The organism is Stenotrophomonas sp. 10L48 (assembly GCF_056395105.1).
Window position 1 is genome coordinate 193,402 of record NZ_JBFTIX010000006.1, and the last position, 20,816, is coordinate 214,217.

The window sequence follows — 20,816 nt, forward strand, 5'->3', positions numbered from 1 at the left end:
AACGCATGTATTCGCTTGCCCGCCCCTTCCTGTTCTCGCTCGACGCCGAACGCGCCCACGGTCTCGGCCTGTCCGCTCTGGACCTGGCCTATCGCACCGGCACCACGCCGCTGGTGGCCGCACGCATCGCGCCGATGCCCAGCACGGTGTTCGGGCTGACGTTCCCCAATCCGGTCGGCCTTGCTGCCGGCCTGGACAAGAATGGCGAGCACATCGATGCACTGTTCGCGCTGGGCTTCGGCTTCGTGGAGATCGGCACGATCACGCCGCGACCGCAGGCCGGCAACCCCAAGCCACGCCTGTTCCGGCTGCCGGCGCACAACGCGATCATCAACCGCATGGGCTTCAACAACGCCGGCGTGGATGCGCTGGTGCGCAACGTCGAACGCGCGCGCAACCGGCGCGGCCTGCTCGGCATCAACATCGGCAAGAACAAGGACACCCCCAACGAACAGGCGGCCGATGACTACATCGCCTGCATGGACAAGGTGTACCCGCTGGCCGACTACATCACCGTCAACATTTCCTCGCCCAACACGGCCGGCCTGCGCGAGCTGCAGGAAGAGACCGCGCTGCGGCAGCTGGTCAGCCAGCTGCGTGAGCGCCAGGAATCGCTGGCCGCGCAGCATGGCCGACGCGTGCCAATGCTGGTGAAGGTGGCCCCGGACCTCAGCGAGCGCGACATCGACGCGGCCGCGCGCGTACTTGGCGAACTGCAGGTGGACGGCGTGATCGCCACCAACACCACCATCGACCACAGCCGGGTTGCCGGCGATCCGCTGGCCAATGAAGCCGGCGGGCTGTCCGGCGCACCGGTGCTGGAACAGTCCACCCTGGTACTGCGCCGCCTGCGTGCACGCCTGCCCGAATCAGTGCCGCTGGTCGGTGTCGGCGGCATCCTGTCCGGTGCCGACGCCGTGGCCAAGATGGCCGCCGGTGCGGCGCTGGTGCAGTGCTACAGCGGCCTGATCTTCAAGGGCCCGGCATTGGTCGCCGACTGCGTGGAGGCGATCCGTCGCCGACGCGAGGCGCCCAGCCGCGGCGCGGTGGCACCCCTGTGAGCACGCCCATGGACGACACCAACAACGCTGCAGCACCGCTGCGCTGGACCCTCACCCACAACGCGCCACTGCAGGCCCTGAACACGTTCCACGTGCAGGCCAGCGCAGCGCAGTTGCTAGAACTGCACGACGCCGCGCTGCTGCCGGAGGTTCTGGCGTTGCCGGAAGTGGCCAATGGCCCGCTGCTGGTGCTCGGCAGCGGCAGCAATGTGCTGATCGCAGAGGACCTGCCCGGCACCGTGCTGGTGTTCGGCAACCGCGAAATCAGCTTCCTCGAACACCGTGCTGACCACGCCGTGATCCGCGCTGGAGCCGGCGTGTCCTGGCACGGGCTGGTGATGTGGTCGCTGCAGGAAGGCCTGTCCGGCCTGGAAAACCTGGCCCTGATTCCCGGCACCGCCGGCGCATCGCCGATCCAGAACATCGGCGCCTATGGCGCGCAGGTCGGCGAGTTCATCCAGACCGTAGAGGCCTGGGACTGCCAGGAAAAAACCTGGGTACGGCTGGACAACGAACAGTGTGGCTTCGCCTACCGCGACAGCGTGTTCAAGCAGCAGCCGGACCGCTACCTGATCACCGCCATTGAACTGAAACTGCCGCTGCTGCACGACCTGCGCATGGGCTACGCCGGCATCCGCGAAGAACTGCAGGCGCAGGGCGTGGAACTGCCGAGCGCGGTGGACGTGGCCAATGCGGTGATCGCGATCCGTCGCCGCAAGCTGCCCGACCCCGACGTACTGGGCAACGCAGGCAGCTTCTTCAAGAACCCGGTGCTGCCGCTGGAACAGGTGGAGGTGCTGCTGCAGCACTTCCCCGAGCTGCCGGTGTTCCCGGCGGACCGTGATGACCGCCGCAAGGTCTCGGCGGCCTGGATGATCGAATCCTGTGGCTGGAAGGGCTTCCGCGAAGGTGATGCCGGCGTTGCGCCCAGCCACGCGCTGGTGCTGGTCAACCACGGCAACGCCACCGGCACTGAACTGCTGGCGCTGGCACGGCGGATCTCCGCCTCGGTACTGGAGAAGTTCGGCGTGCCGATCGAACCGGAGCCCCGCCTGCTCGGCGCACAGTGGTGAGCACACCCGCCCTACCCGCCAGCGCCACCCCATTGCGGGCGGCGCTGCTGATGCTCGGCAGCACCATGGCGTTTGGACTGATGGCGGTGGCGATCCGCTACGCCACCCGCTACGTGCCGACCCAGGAAGTGGCGTTCTTCCGCAATGCCTTCGGCCTGCTCGCCCTGCTGCCGATGCTGCTGCGCCCAGGCCATGCCCCGTTGAAGACCCAGCAGCTGCCGCGCTATTTCCTGCGCAGCGCGATCGGCCTGGGCTCGATGCTGTGCGCGTTCTGGGCGTTGGGCCACCTGCCCCTGGCACAGGCCGTTTCGCTGTCCTACTCCACCCCGTTGTTCGTCACCATCGCGGCGGTGCTGTGGCTGGGCGAAACGGTACGCGTACGGCGCTGGGCAGCGGTGGTGGTCGGCTTCATCGGCGTGCTGGTGATCGTGCGGCCGGGCACGGCCGGCTTCACGTCCGGCAGCCTGATCGCCGTGGCCGCCGCCGTGCTCAGCTCGCTGGTGGCGATCCAGATCAAGCAGCTCACCCGTATCGACAGCGCCGACACCGTGGTGCTCTACACCTACGTGTTCTGGGTACCGCTGTCGCTGATACCGGCCTTGTTCGTATGGGTGTGGCCCACCGGCATCGCCTGGGTCTGGTTGCTGGCCACCGGCGTGCTGGGCACCATCGGCCAGTTGCTGTGGACACGCGCACTGCGCCTGGGCGAAGTCTCCGCGCTGACCCCGATCAGCTTCCTGCAACTGCCGCTGGTGACCTTGTGTGGCTGGCTGTTGTTCGCAGAGACGGTGGATCGCTGGACCATCATCGGCGCGGGCATCATCCTCGCCGCCAACGCCTACATCGCCCATCGCGAAGCAGTGCTTTCACGGCGTGCAGCGAGCGTCGCCGCGAGCGCAGCGGCCAAGCCGGCAGAGTAAGGGTTCCGGCCGGGCTGCGCCCGGCACCCGCGGTAGTGCCGGCCGCTGGCCGGCAACCTCAACAGCAACAGCAACAGCAACAGCGGGCATTCCGTGGGATGGCGGGGTGGGTCCGGTTGCGGGGGACGCCGTAAATCCGTCCATGGAGGCTCGGTCGCGCCATCCATGGCGCTCACGCCCCCGCAACCGGACCCACCCCGCCTTCGACAGTTTTCCGCGATCTGTCGTAGATCCACGCCATGCGTGGATGAATCTCCATCGAAATCGAATATTTCGACAATTGATCAAATGATCGAAGAGCATCCACGCATGGCGTGGATCTACGCGTCGACCAAGGTCGACACCCACCAACAGCAGCGGGGAATTGTCGAAGGCGGGGCGGTGTCGGATTGCGGGGTGTCCGCGGCATGGATGCCGCGGCCAAGCCCCCATGGATGGGTTTACGGCGTCCCCGCAATCCGACACCGCCCCGCCAAACCCACAGATAGTGCAGAGCCGGCTGTTGCTGTTGCTTCGGCTGTTGCTGTTGAGGTTGCCGGCCAGCGGCCGGCACTACCGCGGGTGCCGGGCGCAGCCCGGCCGGACCCCCTACAGCACCTGGTACGCGCGCTCGGCCGCATCGAACACATTGCCCGGCGCGAACTGCTCGCCCAGGTAATGCAGCGCTTGCCGGTGCTGCTGCAACGAGCGCTGCGCCGCGCCGGGGCCCAGCAGCATCTGCTCGAATTCGATCAGATCCTGCAGGATGCGCCAGTGCCGATACCACGCAATCCAGCGCGGATCGCCCAGGTCGCTGCCATAGCCTTCGGCGAAGCCGAGTGGATGCTCGCGCCCCCAGCGACCACCCACTGCGGCGCCGACAAACATCAGGTCGCGCTCGCGCGGGGCCAGTGCCAGTCCGTCCCAGTCAATCAGGTGCAGTACATCATCCTGCCCCATCAGCAGGTTGCCCGCGTGCAGGTCGGTGTGGCACAGGCGCAGCGCCGGTGCCTCACCCTGCAATTGGCGATGCAGCGCTTCGGCACGCTGGTGAAGTTCGGCGATGCGCGGCCGCTGCTGCTGCCACAGCGCCAGGAACGCACTGCCGGATCGATCCTGCGCCTGCGCCAGCGTCGAGGGATCGCGCAACCATGTCCCCACCGTGTCGACCGCTGCGGTTTCAAGCCGCAACGTCGGCAGGGCCTGGCGCAACGCTGGCGGAATCTCGGCCTCATGCAGGCGACGCAGCACTTCGCCCAGCTGGCGCCATTGCGCACGGCTCAGCGGTGCCTCGAAGCCCGACTGCCCTTCGATGTAGGGGAACAGCGTGAACTGCAGGCCCCAGCGCTGCACCGATGCGCCACCGGTCAATGCCGGCCACGGCGCAACAATCTCTTCGATGCCCAAGGTGCCACGCAGCCAATGCAGGCTGTCCCACACCGCGGGTGCCACCTGGAAGTTGCGGCACTTCAACCACCAATGGTCGTGGCGGGCATCGATGCGGAACACGCACGCATTGGCGTCGGCGCCCACCGGACGCGGCACCACCGCCGTCGCGTTGATGTCGTAGGACTGCTGCAGGACTTCAACGATCTGCTGCGCCGAAGCGAATGACATGGATGCAGGCGTGCTTTGGTGACGACACCTACTATCGCAGATGGCCTTGCATCCGCACAGGCAAACTGGTCACAACATCGCTCTCCTGCGACAAAAGAACTAGCCGGCGATGCGTCGCATGACCGCTTCCAACGGACCGCGCGCGAACTGCCACGACCACAACCAGGCCGCCGCGGTCGCCAGCATCACGAACAACAACGCGGCCATCAGCACCCACGACAGGCTGGCACTGCCATCAAGCAGTCCAAGCGATTCCAGCACACCCATGCCGATCAGGATGTGCGCCACGTACAGGCTCAGCGTCATCCGTCCGGCCGCAGTGAACGGTTCCAGCCAATCGCCAGGATGCAGCCGCACCAGCCACAGGCATGCCGCGATCAGTGCACACGCCGCGCCTGCGCCGGTCAGCAGATAGGCCGGACCGGGCGGCATCGGCTGCGTCGCCAGCCACACCTGCCACGGCGTGCCGTGGCCCCACTGCTGCAACACCTGGCCGGCCCCCATCAGCAGCAGGCCAAGCAGCAGCAAGGCACGCTGCACCCGGGGTTGCGACAGCGGCAGCCGCGCCAGCAGTATGCCCAGCAGGAAAAAGCACAGCCACGGCAACACCGGATGGAAGCCATTGAACAGCAGGTTGCGCATCGCACCCGGCCCTTGCCACAGCCCCTCGTAAGCCAGCGTCTGCCAGTTCCAGCCCTGGCTGTAGTCCCAGCGCAGCAGGGCCCAGAACGCGACCATCGCCAGAGCCACCATGCTGCCCAGCAGAACACGGGGCGACGCGCGCAGCCACAGCACCGCCAGCGCGAAGTACACCGCGTAGTAATGCAGGATATCGGCAGGAAACACGGTCAGGTTGAGCAGGCCGAGCACGGCCAGGAACACGGCCCGCCGCCAGGTCTGCACGCTTGCCTGCCACCACGCCAGTCGCTGCGTGGCCAGCATCAGGCCCACCCCGGCCAGCGTCACGAAGGTCGCCGAAGCCTTGCCTTCCAGCAGGTGGAAGAATCCAGCAAGCCAGCCGCCGCCGTCGGTCTCGACGGCCATCGCCAGGCGGAAGTTGACCAGCACCATGCCGGCCAGAGCGAGGTAGCGCGCCAGGTCCAGCCCATGCAGCCGCCGATCGTCAGTGCTCACGCACGCGCCCCGAGCAGTGCTGCCAGCAGAGCGGGATCAAGCACGTCGATATCGGCATCGCTCGCCTCACCCAATCCCTGCCGCAGCGCAGCGCTCTCGATCGCATCCAGCAGCACCTGCGCCTGCAGCGCGGGCGCCAGCACGGGCCGGCGGCGCTCACGACGTGCGACCTCCTGCAAAGCCTCGGCAAGACCGCGCTGCAACTGCGCGCGGTTGCCAGCGAATGCCGCCGCCACCGCCGGATTGCGCGCGCTCTCGGCCAGCACTTCCACGCTCAACAGCGCCCATTCCGGCTGCCGGCACAGGGTGTGGAAGTCCCGCAGGAACCCCTGCACCTGCGCACGTTCGCCATTGCATCCCGCCAACCGCTGCAGCAACGGCTGCAGTTCGTCCTGTTCGGCCTCGGCCGTCGCCAGGATCAGCGCCTCCTTGCCGGGAAAGTGGTTGTAGAGATTGCCCAGGCTCACCCCGGCCGCCTGAGCGATGTCGCGCATGCTGGTCTGGTGGAAGCCCTTGGACAGAAAGCACTGCAGGGCCGCCTGCAGGATCTGCGAAGCGCGTTGCTCATTGCGGTCGGTGCGGTTCATGCGGCAAACAATGAACGAACGTTCGTCCATTTGAAAGCCGAATCCAAGCCGTCGGCCAGTCACCATTCAGGCCGTCGCGCTTGACCTCAACCGCTGTTGAGGACCGATCCTGCCCCGCCCTGCTGCAACTGCGGACCCTGCATGCACCTAGAAGAACTCGTCCAGCAGGCGGTAGAACGCGAGTCGGCGTTCATCGGCACCGATGCCATAGCGGGCCAGCAAGGGCGCAACCCAGCGGGTGTCGTCATAGTTGTGGACCAGGCTGCGTGCGGCCAACGCCAGGTCCTGGCAACGATCAGCCACACCCAGCCGGCCGCAATCGATGAAACCGCTGAAGCGGCCGTCGACCGCCATCAGATTCGGCAGGCATGCATCGCCGTGCGCTACCACCAGATCCTCATCCGCCGGACACGTTGCGATCAGCTCGGCATGCACCTGCTCGGCGCTCTGGCCCAGGCGCTCATCGTCGAAATCATCCGCATCGATCAACCCTGCGGCAACGCGCGCAGCGACCTCCGGCAGGCGCGATGCAAGACGATGATCGAACGGACAACCGGCAACCGGCAGCGCATGCAGGGCGCGCAGCGCGTCAGCCAGCAGCACGACCACCTGGGCGGGCGCCAGCGTCGGCGACGATGCCAGGTCATGGCCGGGCAACGCGCTCATCAGCAGCCAACGCCGGCCGCCCTCCTCCGCTGTGTCCAACACCGTAGGCACAGGCTGTCCCTGTGCCCGCAGCCAACGCAGACGCAGGATTTCGCCCTCCAGTTCGCTGAAGGCATCGATCACTTCCGATTTCAGGAACGCATCCGGCAACCCTTGACGTCGCACCCGCGCCACATCGGCGCGCGACACGCCGATGCCCTGCATCTCGATATCTGCATCGCGCAGCACGCTGCGCCATTGCGACGGCAAGGGCATTACATCGCCATCGCTCGATCCTGCTTCCATCCCCACCGCTCCGGCCCCGGTCACAGCCTGGATTCTCACCGAAGCGGACACCTGACAGCAAAGGACACTGCATGAAACTCATGGTCATCGGCGCCAGCAAAGGTCTTGGCCGCGCCTTCGTGGAAGGCCTCTGCCGGCCCGGCGATACCGTCATCGGCGTATCGCGCACACGCCCCACGCAGCTGGACTGCAGCGAGGGCGTCGACCTGCACTGGATAGAAGCAGACCTGAGCCAGCCAGCACGGGCCGCCGCCAGCATCGCGGCGCAGGCGCCGCCGGATCTCGATGTGCTCATCCATAACCTTGGCATCTGGGAGGAGACCGCATTCAGTGACGACTACGATTTCCTCAACGAAAGTGACAGCGCGCTGGCGCAGCTGGTGGACGTCAACATCACCGCCACCCTGCTGCTGCTCAAGCAGCTGCTGCCGCGCGTGCTCGGCGGGCGCCGCCCGCAACTTGTGTTGACCGGCTCGACCTCGGCACTGCCACGCAGTGGCCGCCCCGAGGTGGCCTTCGGCGCGTCCAAGTTCGCGCTCAACGGCATTGCCGATGCCCTGCGCGAAGGCTTCCGCCAGCAGCGGCTGGCCGTGACGACGCTGCAGCTGGGCTACCTCAATACCGAAGATGCACTGTCGGTGCCGCTGCAGCAGGCGGCCGCACGCGGCAATGGCGAGTACGTGCCGGTGCACGACGTGGTGTCGATGGTGCGCGCCCTGCTGCAGCTGTCACCGTCCAGCTTCGTGCGCGAGCTGGTGCTGCCCGCGATCGCCGATCCGCGTTACTAGACCAGCGCTCAGCACACACTGGCAGCCCCGGTTTGGCCGTACACGCGGCCGTGGTTTACTCTGCGTCTACTGGCAGTTGGCCGCACACAGGACCGGCTATGGCTATCGATGCGCTATCGAGGCTCTCGACCCGGGTTCTGGACAGCGCCCTGCCCAGCCTGCCGCTGTACCTGCTGCAGGCCACTGCGGTGATCGGCATGATCGGCGTGTTCCTGATCGCCACCCGCCGCGGCGGCCATGCCATGGAAGGACGCCGCGTCTACATCGGCGCGATCCTCGGCCTGATCTACCTGTTCAATTCATGGTTCGTGGCCGGCTACGCGCAGGGCGTGGTCAAACTCAACCTCGGCATCGACATCCTGCTGATCAGCGGTCTGCTGGGCGGCTGGCGCGGCGGCGTGACCTGCCTGCTGGCCAGCCTGCTGGCGCGCTACCAGTTCTCCGGCACGCAGTATTTCCTGCCCGCCAGCCTGGAAGCGGCGCTGCAGGTGCTGGCAGGCATCTGGCTGCGCGGGCGGATATACCCGCGCATGCTCACCCACTTCTCGCTGCGGTTGATCCTGCAGGCCTGGGCGGTGCGCATCGCAGTGACCTTGATCGGGCTGGTGTTGGGCGTGGCGATCATCGGCAGCGCGCAGCTGCCCCTGCTGGAACTGGCCACCCAGCGCGTGCTGGCCCTGCCGGTGTCACTGCTGGTGCTGGTGGCCGTATTCGCGCTGGTCTACAACGATGCGCAGATCGATGCCCAGCGCCAACGCGAACATGCGTGGATGCGCATCGACCCGGTGAGCGGCCTGCCCAACCTGCGCGCCCTCGACGAGCGTCTGCAGCGTCATTGGCGCAGCAGCGACGACCGCGGCAACGCGTGCCTGATCGTGACCGAGATGGGCAACCTGCAGGACCTGCTGCTGCGCTATGGCCCGCTCAATGACAGTGGCCTGTGGAACCCGCACAACGCCGAGGCCGTGCGCCGCACCCTGCTGCATGCGCGACCGACCGATGCGATGGAGATCTATCAGTTCGGTGACAGCGCGCTGGCGATCCTGCTGCTGGATGCTAGCCTTGCCGATCTCCGCGCGGATACCGAACTGCCTGCGTTGGCCGACCGCCTGTCCACGGTGATCGGCGATGACTGGCCGGGCTTCCGCCCGGTGTTCCGCTGCGCGGTGGTCGAGCTGCAGCAGCCCACGCAGGACGACAGCTCCATCCCGTTCCGCGCGGTCACCCTGGCCTTGAACGCGATCGAGTCCGGTGTGGTGTTCTTCGATGATCCGATCCAGCGCGACAGCGAAGTGGATGCCCTGATCGAGACCGCGCTGGACCACTGGCTGCAGCACGCCGATGCACCACTGTACTACCAGCCCAAGTTCCGCCTGCAGGACCGCCACCTGGTCGGCGCCGAGGCGCTGCTGCGGATGCGCGATGGCGATGGCCACCTGATTGCACCGATGCGGGTGGTTTCGCTGCTGCGCCGTCGCGGACGCCTGGCCGAACTGGAATGGGCCACGCTGCAGGCAGCCACCGCCTTCCTTGGCCACTGCAGGGATGATGGGCATACGCTGACGATCGCAGTGAACGTGTCCGCCGAATCGCTGCGCCAACCCGGTTTCGGCGCACGCCTGTGCACCTTGCTGGAGCAGCAGCGCATACCCGGCGCGATGCTGCGGCTGGAGATCGTCGAATGGACCGAAATCGTCGAGCGCGACGTCGTCGATGCCAACGTCGTCGTTCTGCTGGCCGCTGGCATGAGCCTGTCACTGGACGACTTCGGCGCCGGCTATTCGACCCTGATCCTGCTGTCGCAGCTGTCGGTGGCCGAGGTCAAGATCGAGCGGGCATTGATCGCCACGCTCTCCGATGCCAAGTCGCAGTCCATCGTCCGCTTCATCGTGGAAGTAGCCCACCGCTGCGGTGCCATCGTCGTTGCCGAAGGCACCGAGACCCCGGCGCAGGAGCAGCTGCTGCGTGCGCTGGGGGTGGATGTGGGCCAGGGCTATCTGTATGCACGGGCCCTGCCACCGGAGCAGTTCCGGCAGCTGGCCTGAGCGGCCTTCAGGCCAGCCGCATCGACAGCTCCACATCGTCGGCGAAGGGCACGGACAGATAGCCTGCATTGCCCGAGCGCATGCGCTGCTGGTAGCGCGGGCTGTCGTCGGCGTTGTCGGCGATCACCACTGCGCCCGGGCGCAGCCGCTCGTGCAGCAGCTCCAGCACATCGTCGTACAGCACCTTGGCACCATCGAGCAGCACCAGATCGATCGTATCGGGCAGGTCCACCGCCAGGGTCTCCAGTGCGTCGCCCACGCGGATCTCGACCAGATCGTCCAGGCCTGCTTCACGCAGGTGGCCGGCGGCACGGCGCGCCTTCTCCGGTTCGAACTCGGTGGTGATCAGGCGGCCGCCGCCGTTGTCACGCAACGCCGCAGCCAGATGGATGCTGGAGATGCCGAACGACGTACCGAACTCAACGATGCTGCGCGCGCCACTGCTGCGCGCCAGCAGGTACAGCAGGCGGCCGGTTTCCGGCGACACCGGCAGCCACAGGTCCTTCAGCAGCTCGCCATACAGGCGCCGGTATTCGGTGCGGCTGCCCAGCAGGCGCTGCCGTTCTTCGGGGGAGACGGAGGTCAAGGCCGGGCTGAGCGCGCTGTCGGCTTCGGTAAACAGGCGTGCCAGCAGGGGCGCGACCGGGGTTGAGATCAGGGTGGACATGGCGGGTGTTCCTTTCGATGACGGCGTTAGAATGCGAATGATTCGTCGCAATCAAGAATACGGACGATCCCCGGTTCCGCCTATTCGCATTGGAAAAGCCTCATGTCCGAACGTCGTCCGCCGCAGATTTCCTCGAGAAAACAGCCTCGCCAGTCACGATCGAACGACCTGGTCGCGGCCATTCTCGAAGCCGCTGCTCAGGTTCTGAAGCACGAAGGCGCCCCCCGGTTCACCACCGCGCGGGTGGCCGAACGCGCTGGCGTCAGCGTCGGCTCGCTGTACCAGTACTTTCCCAACAAGGCGGCGATCCTGTTCCGCCTGCAGCGCGACGAGTGGCAGCAGACCGGCGCGATGCTGCGCGACATCCTGCAGGACACACGACAACCGCACCTGCAGCGCCTGCGCACGTTGGTGCATGCCTTCATCGTGTCGGAATGCGAAGAAGCGCAGACCCGTGGCGCGTTGAACGATGCCGCGCCGCTGTACCGCGATGCGCCGGAAGCGCAGGAAGCACGCAGCGAGACCGACGAAGCGATGCTCGTGTTCATGGCCGAGCTGCTGCCGCAGGCCTCGGCGGGCACGCGCCAGCTGGCGGTGGATCTGATCGATACCACGCTGGGTGCCACCGGTCGCGAATTTTCCAGTGAACCGCGCACTGCCGCCGAGATGCGCGTCTATGCCGATGCGGTCGCGGATATGTTCTGCGCCTATCTCAGGCAGCTGGGCGCGCACTGACGTGCAGCCGCCGGCTTACACCGCGTAGAAGCCCAGGAACATCGCCACCGCCGACTCGGCCACGCGCGTGCGTTCGGCCTGTCCCAGCGGCGCCTGGCCCATCGTCACCTGCGGCCAGAACGCGAAGCTCTTCACCAGGCCCTGCAGCTGATGGCCGGCGAATTCCGGATCGACCTGGCGCAGCCGCCCATCGGCAATCGCCGCACGGATCCACGCGCTGACGCCGCTCTCCTTCTCGCCCATGCGGCAGACGATCGCCTGCGCACGCTCGGGCGAATGGATGATCTCGGCCATGGCCACCCGTGCCAGGTCGATGAAGTTGGCATCACCCAGCAGGTCCAGCTTCTGCCGCAGCAGCTGCAGCAGTTGCACATCCAGCGGCTGGTCGGCGCGGTACGGCAGCTCGACGCTGGCCACGCTGCTCTGCCACAGCTCTTCCAGGATCAGCGCGAACAGTTCTTCCTTGCTCGGGAAGTGGTTGTAGACGGTGCGCTTGGAGACACCAGCCACCGCCGCGATGCGGTCCATGCTGGTCGCCTCGTAGCCGGCCGAACGGAACTCTTCCACCGCCGCGCGGACGATGGCCTCGCGCTTGCGGTCGGTAAGGCGTTGCGGGGTACGGGGCATGGCGGAACCAGACAGCTGAACGGATGCCACCATTTTACACCCAGCAGTGTACTTTCTGAAATCCGGAAACTACACTGTGCAGTGTACCCTGCGGACGTCACCCATGAAGCGCCTGCTCCTTGTCCTCCTGCTCGGAATCCTCGCCGTGACCGCTTATACCTTCTGCAAATCCTGGTCCCTCCCCGACTTCCCCGAATCGCCGCAGTACCGCGAAGGCAAGTTCCGCAATGCCCTGCCGAAACCGGCAATGGGCCTGCGTGATGGCCTGGAGATCTGGTGGACCTTCCTGTTCAACAAGCCCAAGGGCACCGTGCCCGACCACCCCATCCCGGTGCAGGCGCTGGACCGCGGCACCCTGGACGCGGCGCCCGACCGCAGCCTGTTCCGGCTGGGGCATTCGACGATCCTGCTGAAGCTGCGCGGCCAGTACTGGCTGACCGATCCGGTGTTCTCCGAACGCGCCTCACCGGTGCAATGGATGGGCCCGGCGCGCTTCCATGCGCCGCCGATCAGCATCGACGAACTGCCGCCGATCGCCGGTGTCATCCTCTCGCACAACCACTACGACCACCTCGACTACGCGGCAGTAATGAAGCTGGCCGGCAAGACCGCGCGCTTCATCGCACCGCTGGGTGTGGGCGACCAGCTGATTGCCTGGGGCGTGGATGCAGCCAAGGTCGAGCAACTGGACTGGTGGCAGTCCACCGAAGCCTCTGGCCTGCGCCTGACCGCAACCCCCGGCCAGCATTTCTCCGGCCGCGGCCTGGGTGACAGCGATCGCAGCCTGTGGGCGTCGTGGGTGATCCAGGACGGCAACTTCCGTATCTTCTTCAGCGGCGACACCGGCTACTTCGACGGCTTCAAGGCCATCGGCGAGAAGTACGGTCCGTTCGACCTGACGATGATCGAAACCGGTGCCTACGATCAACGGTGGGCATTCGTGCACATGCAGCCCGAACAGACCCTGCAGGCGCACCTGGACCTGCGTGGCAAGTGGCTGCTGCCGATCCACAACGGCACCTTCGACCTGGCCCTGCACGAGTGGCAGCAACCGTTCGAACGCATCTGCGCATTGGCTGCCGCAAAGAACGTGCCGGTGGCCACGCCGATGATGGGCGAGGCACTGGACATGCAATCACCGACCGCTGGTACGCGCTGGTGGGAGCGTGTGCAACTGTAACGGCCTGTCGCGCAGCGACCCTCAGCCGGGATGCTGAACCAGCCGTTCCTGTTCCTTCGCCACATTGATCTGCAGCGCCGCAGCAGCGAGCTCCGCCAGCTCGCTGCTGACCTTCTGGCTGCCGCGCGCCTGCATCCACGAAAGAATATCGGCCAGATGCCAGATCGACGCGCTGCCTTCGTGCACCGGTGCCGGAAACGTCTGCGGGTGCGCGAGCAGCAACTTGCGCATGTTCTGTCGTGACATGCCCAGCAGATCAGCGACATCCGTCAGCCCAACCAGATCGGGACTGACTTCGATCAGCTCTGCATCGGGTACGGCTTGTCGTACATCTGCAAGCGCGGAAAGTACGGCCTCCCGGGCGCTGGCCGCCTGACGGCAGAATTCAAGCGCCAACCTGCCCGGCCTGCCAATGCCCAGCAGCGCATCATCACAGCCGGCATCGGCAAGGCGTTGCTCAAGCGAGCCAGCATCGGTACCTGTATCCGGCAGACGGTATTTGAGAATGAAGGTGAATTCCATCATCGATGTGTCCTTGGGAGGATGGCGACTGCGTCATCGCTCACGGCTGCAGTTCTCGACAACGCGACACAAGGCCCGCGCATGGTTCAAGGCATTCCGGGGCGTGCTCCATACGCTCACCACGCAGAATTCCCCGCATCGGCAGTCCTTGTCGTTGTAGGGACAGTACATTCGTCCCCAGGCATGACTGCCGCCGATCCGCAGCCACCATCCACGCGACTCGGCGAAACGGAGGGCAGCTTCAATGTCTTTGTCCGGATGGCGCGAACGGGGCATTCCTTTCCCTCGGAGTCTGGATGCGATCGCAAGGGTTGTCAAGTGACAACCCTTGGTGGTGCGATCAGTCGCTTCGACCCTACAGCCTCTCCGCCATGGGTCCAGAGCCATCCGCGTCAGTGATCCGGCTGCACCTGTTCCTGCAGGTGAACTCCCAACCCTGCCTCACCCTCGGCCAACTCAGGCCGCAGGCTCAGTGCAGGGATCAGATAATCACCACCGTTCTGCCGCCGGTAGGCAATCACCGGATCGCCTGCCAACCCATCCAGCCGCGCGCCCAGCCCCTCCAGCACGCCAGGCAAGGACGCCTCATCGATACGGCTGCTGCGGTAGATCACATGCGCGGGCAGCACGTCAAAGCCGGGATAGAACAGGATGCCGTGCTGGATCGGGAACAGCACATCGTCGATCGGCCCATTGATGCCGCGCGGACCGTAATGCGACTCCCAACCACCGGTGGTGACCACCAGCATCGCGCGCTTGCCGGACATCGCGCCCTCGCCATAGCGGTCGCCCCAATGCCGGTCGGAATGTTCGCCCACGCCATAGGCAAAACCATAGGCATACACGCGATCCACCCAACCCTTCAGGATGGCCGGCATCGAGAACCACCACAGCGGGAACTGCAGGATCACCGCGTCGGCCCAGCGCAGTTTTTCCTGCTCGGCGGCGATGTCGGCGCTCTGCCGGCCCGTCCTGAAGGCGTCGCGCGAATCCAGTGACGCGTGGAACGGCACCGAAGGATCCCGCCCGGGATGATCGTCGGCATCGATCTGCGCCTTCCATTGCATGGCATGCAGGTCGGACACCTGCACGGTGTGGCCGCCGCGTTGCAGGTGCTCGACGGTGAAGGCCTTCAGGGTGCCATTGAGCGAGGTGGGTTCGGGGTGGGCGTAGACAAGCAGAACGTTCATGGTGGTACCAGGGAGGGAATGCCGGCCATGTTGGGCGCCGCCACGCTATAGTTGAAATGAATTCCTACAATCCCCGGCATTGCCATGGACAATACCCTGCGTCGCATCGACCTCAACCTGCTGGTAACCCTGCAGGCCTTGCTGGAAGAGCAGAACGTCACCCGCGCGGCCGAACGCCTGCATCTGGCCCAGCCCACGGTCAGCGTGCAGCTGGCGCGCCTGCGCCACCTGTTCGATGATCCGCTGCTGCTGCCGGGGCCACGCGGCATGCGTGCCACCGCACGTGCCGATGCGCTGCGCGAACCATTGGCCGACGCACTGGCTGCACTGCAGCGTGCAGTCGCACCGGTGCAGGCGTTCGATCCGGCCCAGGCCACGCAGACCTGGCGGATCATGGCGTCGGACTTCGGCGAAACCACGATCGTCCTGCCGGCATTGGCCGACCTGCGCGTGCGCGCACCCGGCACGCGCCTGGCCGTGGTCAGCCTGGCGCCGGCGCAGATGGTGGCGCAGAGCGAACGCGGCGAGATCGATCTCGCCCTCCACATCACCTCCGACGCGCCTGCCTCCCTGCACCATCGTCCGCTGTTCCAGGAACGCTACGTACTGGCCGGGCGTCGCGACCATCCAAGACTGAAGCGGCGGCCGACGCTCAAGCAGTTCTGCGCGCTGGACCACGTGATCGTGTCACCGGATGGCGGCGGTTTCCATGGCGGCACCGACAGTGCGTTGGCGCATGTAGGCGCGCGTCGCAACGTGGTGCTGTCGGTGCCGCACTTCCTGTTCCTGCGCAGCGTGCTGCTGCGCACGGACCTGGTGGCGATGATGCCCTCGCGCCTGGTCGCGCAGGACCCGGCCTTGAAGGCGGTTGCCGCGCCCATTGATGTGCCTGGGTTCGAGATGGTGATGCTCTGGCACGAACGCGTGCATCGCGATCCGGCACATCGCTGGCTGCGCGAGCGTATCTGCGCGCATTCATGAAACCTCGTGCCAGGACCCGCCCGGGAAATATTGCGACGCGTCATGTAACCGGTTACATCCCTTGCTAGCGTAGGCCCGCCCGTTCCCGGGCCCTGCCGATGTGAGGCCTTCGCAATGACGTTGTGCGCTGACCGCTGGACCGCTCCCCGCCTGCCGAACCGGCGCCTTGCCGCGGCCCTGCTGCTCGGCCTGTCACTGGCCGCCACCGCCACCGCACAGAACCTGCCACCGCGCGCGCAATGGCAGGCCAGCGCGTCGTCGCAGCAGGTTCCGGCGATGGCGATCAGCCACCTGATCGACAACGATCCGAAGACGGTGACCGGCGGTGCGTTCAGCCCCGGCCACTGGTTCCAGGTCGATCTCGGCAAGCCTGCGATGCTGGCCGGTGCACGCCTCACCTGGGATGTCTCCAACCCCGAGGGCTATTCGCTGCAGACCTCGCTCGACGGCAAGCAGTGGCAGAGCGCCTACGTCATGGGCGATTCGCTGGGTGGCATCGAGACCCTGTACTTCGCGCCGCGACAGGCCCGCTACCTGCGCCTGGCCAGCCCGCAGCGCACTTCCGACTGGGGCGTATCCATCTTCGAAATGGAACCGCTCGACACCACGCTCAGCGCACGGGTGACCGGGCTGGACGCCACCCAGTCTGCTGCGCTGTGGCAGGGCGGCGGCACGGTTGCCATCCCCGCAGGCAAAGGCGGCATCCACACGCTCGACATCACCCTGCCCCGTGCGCAGCCCAGCACCGGGCTGGCGGTGGACTGGGCCAACGTGCACGGCGCTGCACGCCTGCAGGCGCAGGACACACAGGGCCGCTGGCACGAACTGGCGCGCGACGCGCAGGCGGCGACCCGGCAGCAGAGCTGGCTGGCGGCCGACGCGCCACTGGACATCCAGGCACTGCGGCTGACCGTGGAAGGCGATGCACCCCAGGTCAAACGCATCCGCCTGCTCGGCCCGAAGGCGGTGATGACGCCGATGAAGCGGTACCAGATCGCCGCCAGTGGCGCGCAGCGCGCGTTGTTCCCTGCCTCGCTGCACATGCAGCAGACCTACTGGACCGCAGTCGGCGTGCATGCGGGCCGGCAGAAATCGATCTTCGACGAATACGGCAACATCGAAGCCTACAAGGGCGCACCGCTGGTGCAGCCGATCTGGCGCAGTGCCGATGGCCGCGCGACCGGTGCCGCCGAACAACCGGTGCAGCACGCACTGCGCGATGGCTGGAAGCCGATGCCGTCTGCCACGTGGTCACCGCAGCCCGGGCTGGAACTGCGCAGCGAAGCCTTTGCCATCGAGCGCGACGGGCAACCGGTCACCTTCGTGCGCCATCGCCTGCGCAACACCGGCAGTGCGGCCATCGAAGGCACGCTGACCCTCGCAGTGCGACCGATGCAGATGAATCCGCCGTGGCAGAACGGCGGCCTGTCGCCGATCCGCCAGGTGGCCGTCGAAGGCAACAGCGTGCGCGTCAATGGCCGCACGCTGCTGCAGTCACTCAGCGCAGTGGATGCCGCTGGCACCGCCCCCTTCGGCAACGAAGGTGACACCGAGATCACCACGGCCATCGCCAGCGGAAAACTGCCTGCCGCACAGCAGTCCAGCGATGCCGCAGGCCTGGCAGCGGCGGCGTTGAGCTACCGCGTCACCCTGGCCCCCGGTGCCAGCGACGCGGTGGTGGTGGCCTTCCCGCTCGGTACCGCCACCGCCGATGCCAATGGCGTGCTGCCGGAAGCACCGGCCCTCAACCTCGCCTCGCTGCCGCGCGACGGCGACAAGGCGTTCGACACGCTGGCCAGCCGCGCCTCCGCTGATTGGCAGGCGCGGCTGGGCCAGGTCGGCCTGCGCCTGCCCGACCCTTCGCTGGTGGACATGCTGCGCGCGCAGGCCGCCTACATGCTGATCAACCAGACCGGCCCGGCCATGCAGCCCGGTCCGCGCAACTACAACCGCTCCTTCATCCGCGATGGCATGGCCACCTCGGCCGTGCTGCTGCGCATGGGCGAAGCCAAGGTGGCACGCGACTACCTGGCCTGGTACAGCGAACACGGCGTGCACGGCAATGGCCTGGTGTCGCCCATCCTCAACGACGATGGCAGCGTCAATACCGGCTTCGGCTCGGACATCGAGTACGACAGCCAGGGCCAGTACATCACCCTCGTTGCCGACGTCGCCCGGCTCGATGGCGGGCCGGAAAGCGTACGTGCCTACCTGCCCAAGGTGAAGGCCGCGCTGCGCTTCCTGCAGGAACTGCGCGAACGCACGCTGGTGCCGGGCTACATGGCCGACCAGCCATCGCCGGAGCGCTTCGCCGGCATCCTTGCGCCGTCGATCAGCCACGAAGGCTACCCCTCACCCACCCACAGCTACTGGGACGACTACTGGGGCCTGAAGGGCTGGCATGACGGCGCGTGGTTGGCTGAATCGCTGGGCGACCACGAAACCGCCACGTGGGCGCGCGAACAGTACAAGGCGCTGTATGACGCACTGCACGCCTCGATCCGCGCGACGATGGCGTGGAAGGGCATCGACTTCATTCCGTCATCGGCCGACCTCGGCGATGGCGACCCGACCGGTGTATCGATCGCGCTGGATCCCACCGGTGCGCAGAGCGTGCTGCCGGCCGAGGCCCTGCGCACCACCTTCTCCCGCTACCTGGACGATGTGCGCAAGCGCAACCAGCCTGGTGCGCTGTATGCCTACACGCCGTATGAAATCCGCAACGTGCTGAGCTACGTGCACCTGGGCCAGCCCGAAGCGGCCGACGAGCTGCTGCAGGGCCTGCTGCACGATCGCAGGCCGCTGGAATGGCAGGTGCTGGCCGAGGTCGTGCACTCGCGGTTGCGCTTCCCGCGCTATCTGGGCGACATGCCGCACACCTGGATCGGCGCCGAATACGGCCGCACCCTGTTCGGGATGCTGATGCGCGAGGATGACGACGCGTTGTCGCTGCTGCCGGGCACGCCCCCTTCCTGGGTCGCTGGCGAGGGCCTGGCCGTGGACCACCTGCCCACTGCCTATGGAACCCTGCAGATGCAGGCGCGGCAGCGCAACGGCAACCTGACCGTGTCGCTCGGCAAGGGGCTGCGCAAGGGCACGCCGGTGCGCGTATGGTGGCCCAGCCGTACCCTGCCCAAGGACGTGCGCGTGGATGGGCGATCGGTACGGAACTTCGACAAGGATGGCGTGCTGCTCGATGGCCCGTTCCGCATCCTGGAGGCACGTTGGCAGTAATGCCGATGCAGGAACCGAAGTGATCGAACTTCTACTCGATGGCAGCCCTGTCGCCGCCGCTACCGACGATCAGCTGGCCAGCGCACTGGCGCTGGCCGCATCCATGCCCCAGTTCGAACTATGGGCATCGGTGCCCGACGGTCCATCGCTGTGCATGCTGCGCAATGCCGAGCATGCATGGCTGATGTACCTGCGCGAGCCCGGCGACGGCGGCTTCCACTCCTGCGGAAAGGAACACCGCGCCGGCAACGCTTATTTCCGGCTCGACAATGGCCAGGTGGATGGCTATCCCCTGGCGTGGTGCATCGGCATCGAGGCGTGCTTCGCCGCGATCAGTTTCTTTCACGGCAATGGAGGCGCCCGCCTGGAACACATCGATTGGCAGCCCTGACCCCGGTAGAGGCCGACCTTGGTCGGCATGCCCCGCCTCGCATTCCGGTGGGTGCCAACCGTTGGTTGGCACGCCCTCTGGTAGATGCCGACCTTGGTCGGCACGCCTTCCGTCGAGCAAGCTCGACGCCTACCAAGCGGCATCGCTAGAACCCTGGCAACCCCGGCGGATTGGTCTGCGACTGCGGCACCGCTTCTTCGGCCACATTCCAGCGTGCCAGCACCTTCGCGTAGGTACCGCTGCTGATCTGGGTGTTCAATGCCTGGGTCACCGCATCGGCCAGGCCACTGCCCTTGCGGGTGGTCACCGAAATCGCCGCTGCGTCCGGCCAGCCACCCGGGAACAGGCCGACCCGGCGCACCTTGCCATCGCGCGCCGAATAGGCGCCGGTGGCATTCGGCTCGAACGACACGTCGGCGCGGCCGGTGATCACTGCCAACCGCCCGATCACCGCATCATCGAAGTACTGGTACTCCACCGGTTTCAGGCCTGCGGCGATGTTCTGCTTGTCCCATTGGCGCAGGATCTGGTCCTGGTTGGTGCTGGCCCCCACCACCACTTTCAGCCCCGCAATGTCGGCCGGTGCGGCGATCTTCTGGATCGGGCCATCGGTGCGGGTGTAGATGCCCAGCAGGTCGAAACGATAGCTGGAGAAATCGAACTTCTTCTTGCGTTCTTCAGTGACCGTCACGTTCGACAGCACCGCATCGTACTTGCCCGATTCCAGCCCCAGTGGCCAGTCGGCCCAGGCCACCGGCACCACCACCAGCTTCAGGCCCAGGCCATCGGCGATCAACCGCGCGATGTCCGGCTCCACGCCCACCACTTCCTTGCTGTCGGCACCGTAGTCGGCCAACGGCAACTGGCCGGGATGGGTGGCGATGGTGAATGCGCCCGGGGTGACGAAGCGATAGCCGGCCGGAATCAGCGCCTGCGCCTTCGGATCGGGCGTGCCCTTCAGTATCTGCGCGTTGCTGGCCGCCAGCGAGGTCGCCGCAACGGGCACGCCGTCGGGGCCCTGGCGCACGCGCGAATAGACGATGCCGGCAATGCCGATGACCAGTACACCGACGATCAACAGGGTGCTGCGGGCGGGGCGTCGCTGCGATGCTGGGCTCATGGCGGTTCTCGAAA

The 20,816-nt window shown here is 66.5% G+C and carries 19 protein-coding genes; 10 read left to right on the forward strand and 9 right to left on the reverse strand.

The features are described from left to right. Nucleotides 1-5: 5 nt before the first annotated feature. Genes AC1DCU_RS12495 through AC1DCU_RS12505 form a run of 3 tightly spaced genes read left to right on the forward strand, consistent with a single transcriptional unit; the run spans nt 6 to nt 3,054 of the window. Nucleotides 6-1,061 (forward strand): quinone-dependent dihydroorotate dehydrogenase, encoded by a 1,056-nt coding sequence (locus AC1DCU_RS12495; RefSeq protein WP_312964612.1) that lies wholly within the window; start codon nt 6-8, stop codon nt 1,059-1,061. Nucleotides 1,062-1,069: 8 nt separating this feature from the next. Continuing rightward, nucleotides 1,070-2,134 carry a UDP-N-acetylmuramate dehydrogenase gene (murB, locus tag AC1DCU_RS12500; RefSeq protein ID WP_051584982.1) on the forward strand — a complete coding sequence of 355 codons (1,065 nt, stop codon included), beginning with the start codon at nt 1,070-1,072 and terminating at the stop codon, nt 2,132-2,134. Nucleotides 2,135-2,166: 32 nt separating this feature from the next. Then, complete coding sequence (locus AC1DCU_RS12505; RefSeq protein WP_080148972.1) at nt 2,167-3,054, forward strand: DMT family transporter; 888 nt, start codon at nt 2,167-2,169, stop codon at nt 3,052-3,054. 588 nt (nt 3,055-3,642) lie between these two features. Here AC1DCU_RS12505 and AC1DCU_RS12510 read toward each other — a convergent pair. The 4 genes from AC1DCU_RS12510 to AC1DCU_RS12525 all read right to left on the reverse strand — a co-directional run bounded on the left by AC1DCU_RS12510 (nt 3,643) and on the right by AC1DCU_RS12525 (nt 7,322). Then, nucleotides 3,643-4,650 (reverse strand): phosphotransferase, encoded by a 1,008-nt coding sequence (locus AC1DCU_RS12510; protein ID WP_442252013.1) that lies wholly within the window; start codon nt 4,648-4,650, stop codon nt 3,643-3,645. 99 nt (nt 4,651-4,749) lie between these two features. Then, on the reverse strand, nt 4,750-5,784 hold the full coding sequence (locus AC1DCU_RS12515; protein WP_442252012.1) for a DUF418 domain-containing protein: 1,035 nt from the start codon (nt 5,782-5,784) through the stop codon (nt 4,750-4,752). Beyond that, nucleotides 5,781-6,371: a TetR/AcrR family transcriptional regulator gene (locus tag AC1DCU_RS12520; protein WP_025874897.1), complete on the reverse strand. Its 591-nt coding sequence runs from the start codon at nt 6,369-6,371 to the stop codon at nt 5,781-5,783. Before AC1DCU_RS12520 ends, AC1DCU_RS12515 begins: the two co-directional genes overlap by 4 nt. Before the next feature lie 147 nt (nt 6,372-6,518). Continuing rightward, nucleotides 6,519-7,322, reverse strand: coding sequence for an APH(3')-II family aminoglycoside O-phosphotransferase (locus AC1DCU_RS12525; RefSeq protein WP_313446137.1), 804 nt, complete (start codon nt 7,320-7,322; stop codon nt 6,519-6,521). Nucleotides 7,323-7,393: 71 nt separating this feature from the next. Between AC1DCU_RS12525 and AC1DCU_RS12530 the strand changes: the two genes are divergently transcribed. After that, a complete protein-coding gene (locus AC1DCU_RS12530; RefSeq protein WP_134832440.1) occupies nt 7,394-8,110 on the forward strand; it encodes an SDR family NAD(P)-dependent oxidoreductase in 717 nt (238 codons plus the stop codon). 104 nt (nt 8,111-8,214) lie between these two features. Further along, nucleotides 8,215-10,155, forward strand: coding sequence for an EAL domain-containing protein (locus AC1DCU_RS12535; protein ID WP_442252014.1), 1,941 nt, complete (start codon nt 8,215-8,217; stop codon nt 10,153-10,155). A gap of 7 nt (nt 10,156-10,162) precedes the next feature. Here AC1DCU_RS12535 and AC1DCU_RS12540 read toward each other — a convergent pair whose 3' ends face one another. After that, entirely contained in the window at nt 10,163-10,822 is a 660-nt protein-coding gene (locus AC1DCU_RS12540) for an O-methyltransferase (protein ID WP_032951763.1), read from the reverse strand. Between the two features lie 102 nt (nt 10,823-10,924). Between AC1DCU_RS12540 and AC1DCU_RS12545 the strand changes: the two genes are divergently transcribed. Beyond that, nucleotides 10,925-11,557: a TetR/AcrR family transcriptional regulator gene (locus AC1DCU_RS12545; protein ID WP_025874904.1), complete on the forward strand. Its 633-nt coding sequence runs from the start codon at nt 10,925-10,927 to the stop codon at nt 11,555-11,557. Between the two features lie 15 nt (nt 11,558-11,572). On the opposite strand, the gene AC1DCU_RS12550 is transcribed toward AC1DCU_RS12545, so the two are convergent. After that, nucleotides 11,573-12,184, reverse strand: a complete 612-nt coding sequence (locus AC1DCU_RS12550; RefSeq protein WP_442252010.1) for a TetR/AcrR family transcriptional regulator — start codon at nt 12,182-12,184, stop codon at nt 11,573-11,575. A gap of 103 nt (nt 12,185-12,287) precedes the next feature. Between AC1DCU_RS12550 and AC1DCU_RS12555 the strand changes: the two genes are divergently transcribed. Continuing rightward, nucleotides 12,288-13,364: an MBL fold metallo-hydrolase gene (locus tag AC1DCU_RS12555; protein WP_442252009.1), complete on the forward strand. Its 1,077-nt coding sequence runs from the start codon at nt 12,288-12,290 to the stop codon at nt 13,362-13,364. Between the two features lie 21 nt (nt 13,365-13,385). Here the strand turns inward: AC1DCU_RS12555 and AC1DCU_RS12560 are convergent, their stop codons facing one another. Together AC1DCU_RS12560 and AC1DCU_RS12565 are read right to left on the reverse strand one after the other, a co-directional pair. Further along, nucleotides 13,386-13,886, reverse strand: coding sequence for a helix-turn-helix transcriptional regulator (locus tag AC1DCU_RS12560; RefSeq protein ID WP_025874910.1), 501 nt, complete (start codon nt 13,884-13,886; stop codon nt 13,386-13,388). A 392-nt stretch (nt 13,887-14,278) separates the two neighbouring features. Further along, complete coding sequence (locus AC1DCU_RS12565) at nt 14,279-15,076, reverse strand: NAD(P)H-dependent oxidoreductase (protein WP_442252008.1); 798 nt, start codon at nt 15,074-15,076, stop codon at nt 14,279-14,281. A gap of 84 nt (nt 15,077-15,160) precedes the next feature. On the opposite strand from AC1DCU_RS12565, the gene AC1DCU_RS12570 reads away from it, so the two are divergent. From AC1DCU_RS12570 to AC1DCU_RS12580, 3 genes are all read left to right on the forward strand, one after another. Beyond that, nucleotides 15,161-16,057, forward strand: coding sequence for a LysR family transcriptional regulator (locus AC1DCU_RS12570; protein WP_140226000.1), 897 nt, complete (start codon nt 15,161-15,163; stop codon nt 16,055-16,057). A 114-nt stretch (nt 16,058-16,171) separates the two neighbouring features. After that, nucleotides 16,172-19,291 carry a discoidin domain-containing protein gene (locus AC1DCU_RS12575; protein ID WP_442252007.1) on the forward strand — a complete coding sequence of 1,040 codons (3,120 nt, stop codon included), beginning with the start codon at nt 16,172-16,174 and terminating at the stop codon, nt 19,289-19,291. A 19-nt stretch (nt 19,292-19,310) separates the two neighbouring features. Continuing rightward, a complete protein-coding gene (locus tag AC1DCU_RS12580; RefSeq protein WP_442252006.1) occupies nt 19,311-19,682 on the forward strand; it encodes a hypothetical protein in 372 nt (123 codons plus the stop codon). 145 nt (nt 19,683-19,827) lie between these two features. Here AC1DCU_RS12580 and AC1DCU_RS12585 read toward each other — a convergent pair whose 3' ends face one another. Beyond that, nucleotides 19,828-20,802, reverse strand: a complete 975-nt coding sequence (locus AC1DCU_RS12585) for an ABC transporter substrate-binding protein (RefSeq protein ID WP_280884451.1) — start codon at nt 20,800-20,802, stop codon at nt 19,828-19,830. Nucleotides 20,803-20,816: the final 14 nt, after the last annotated feature.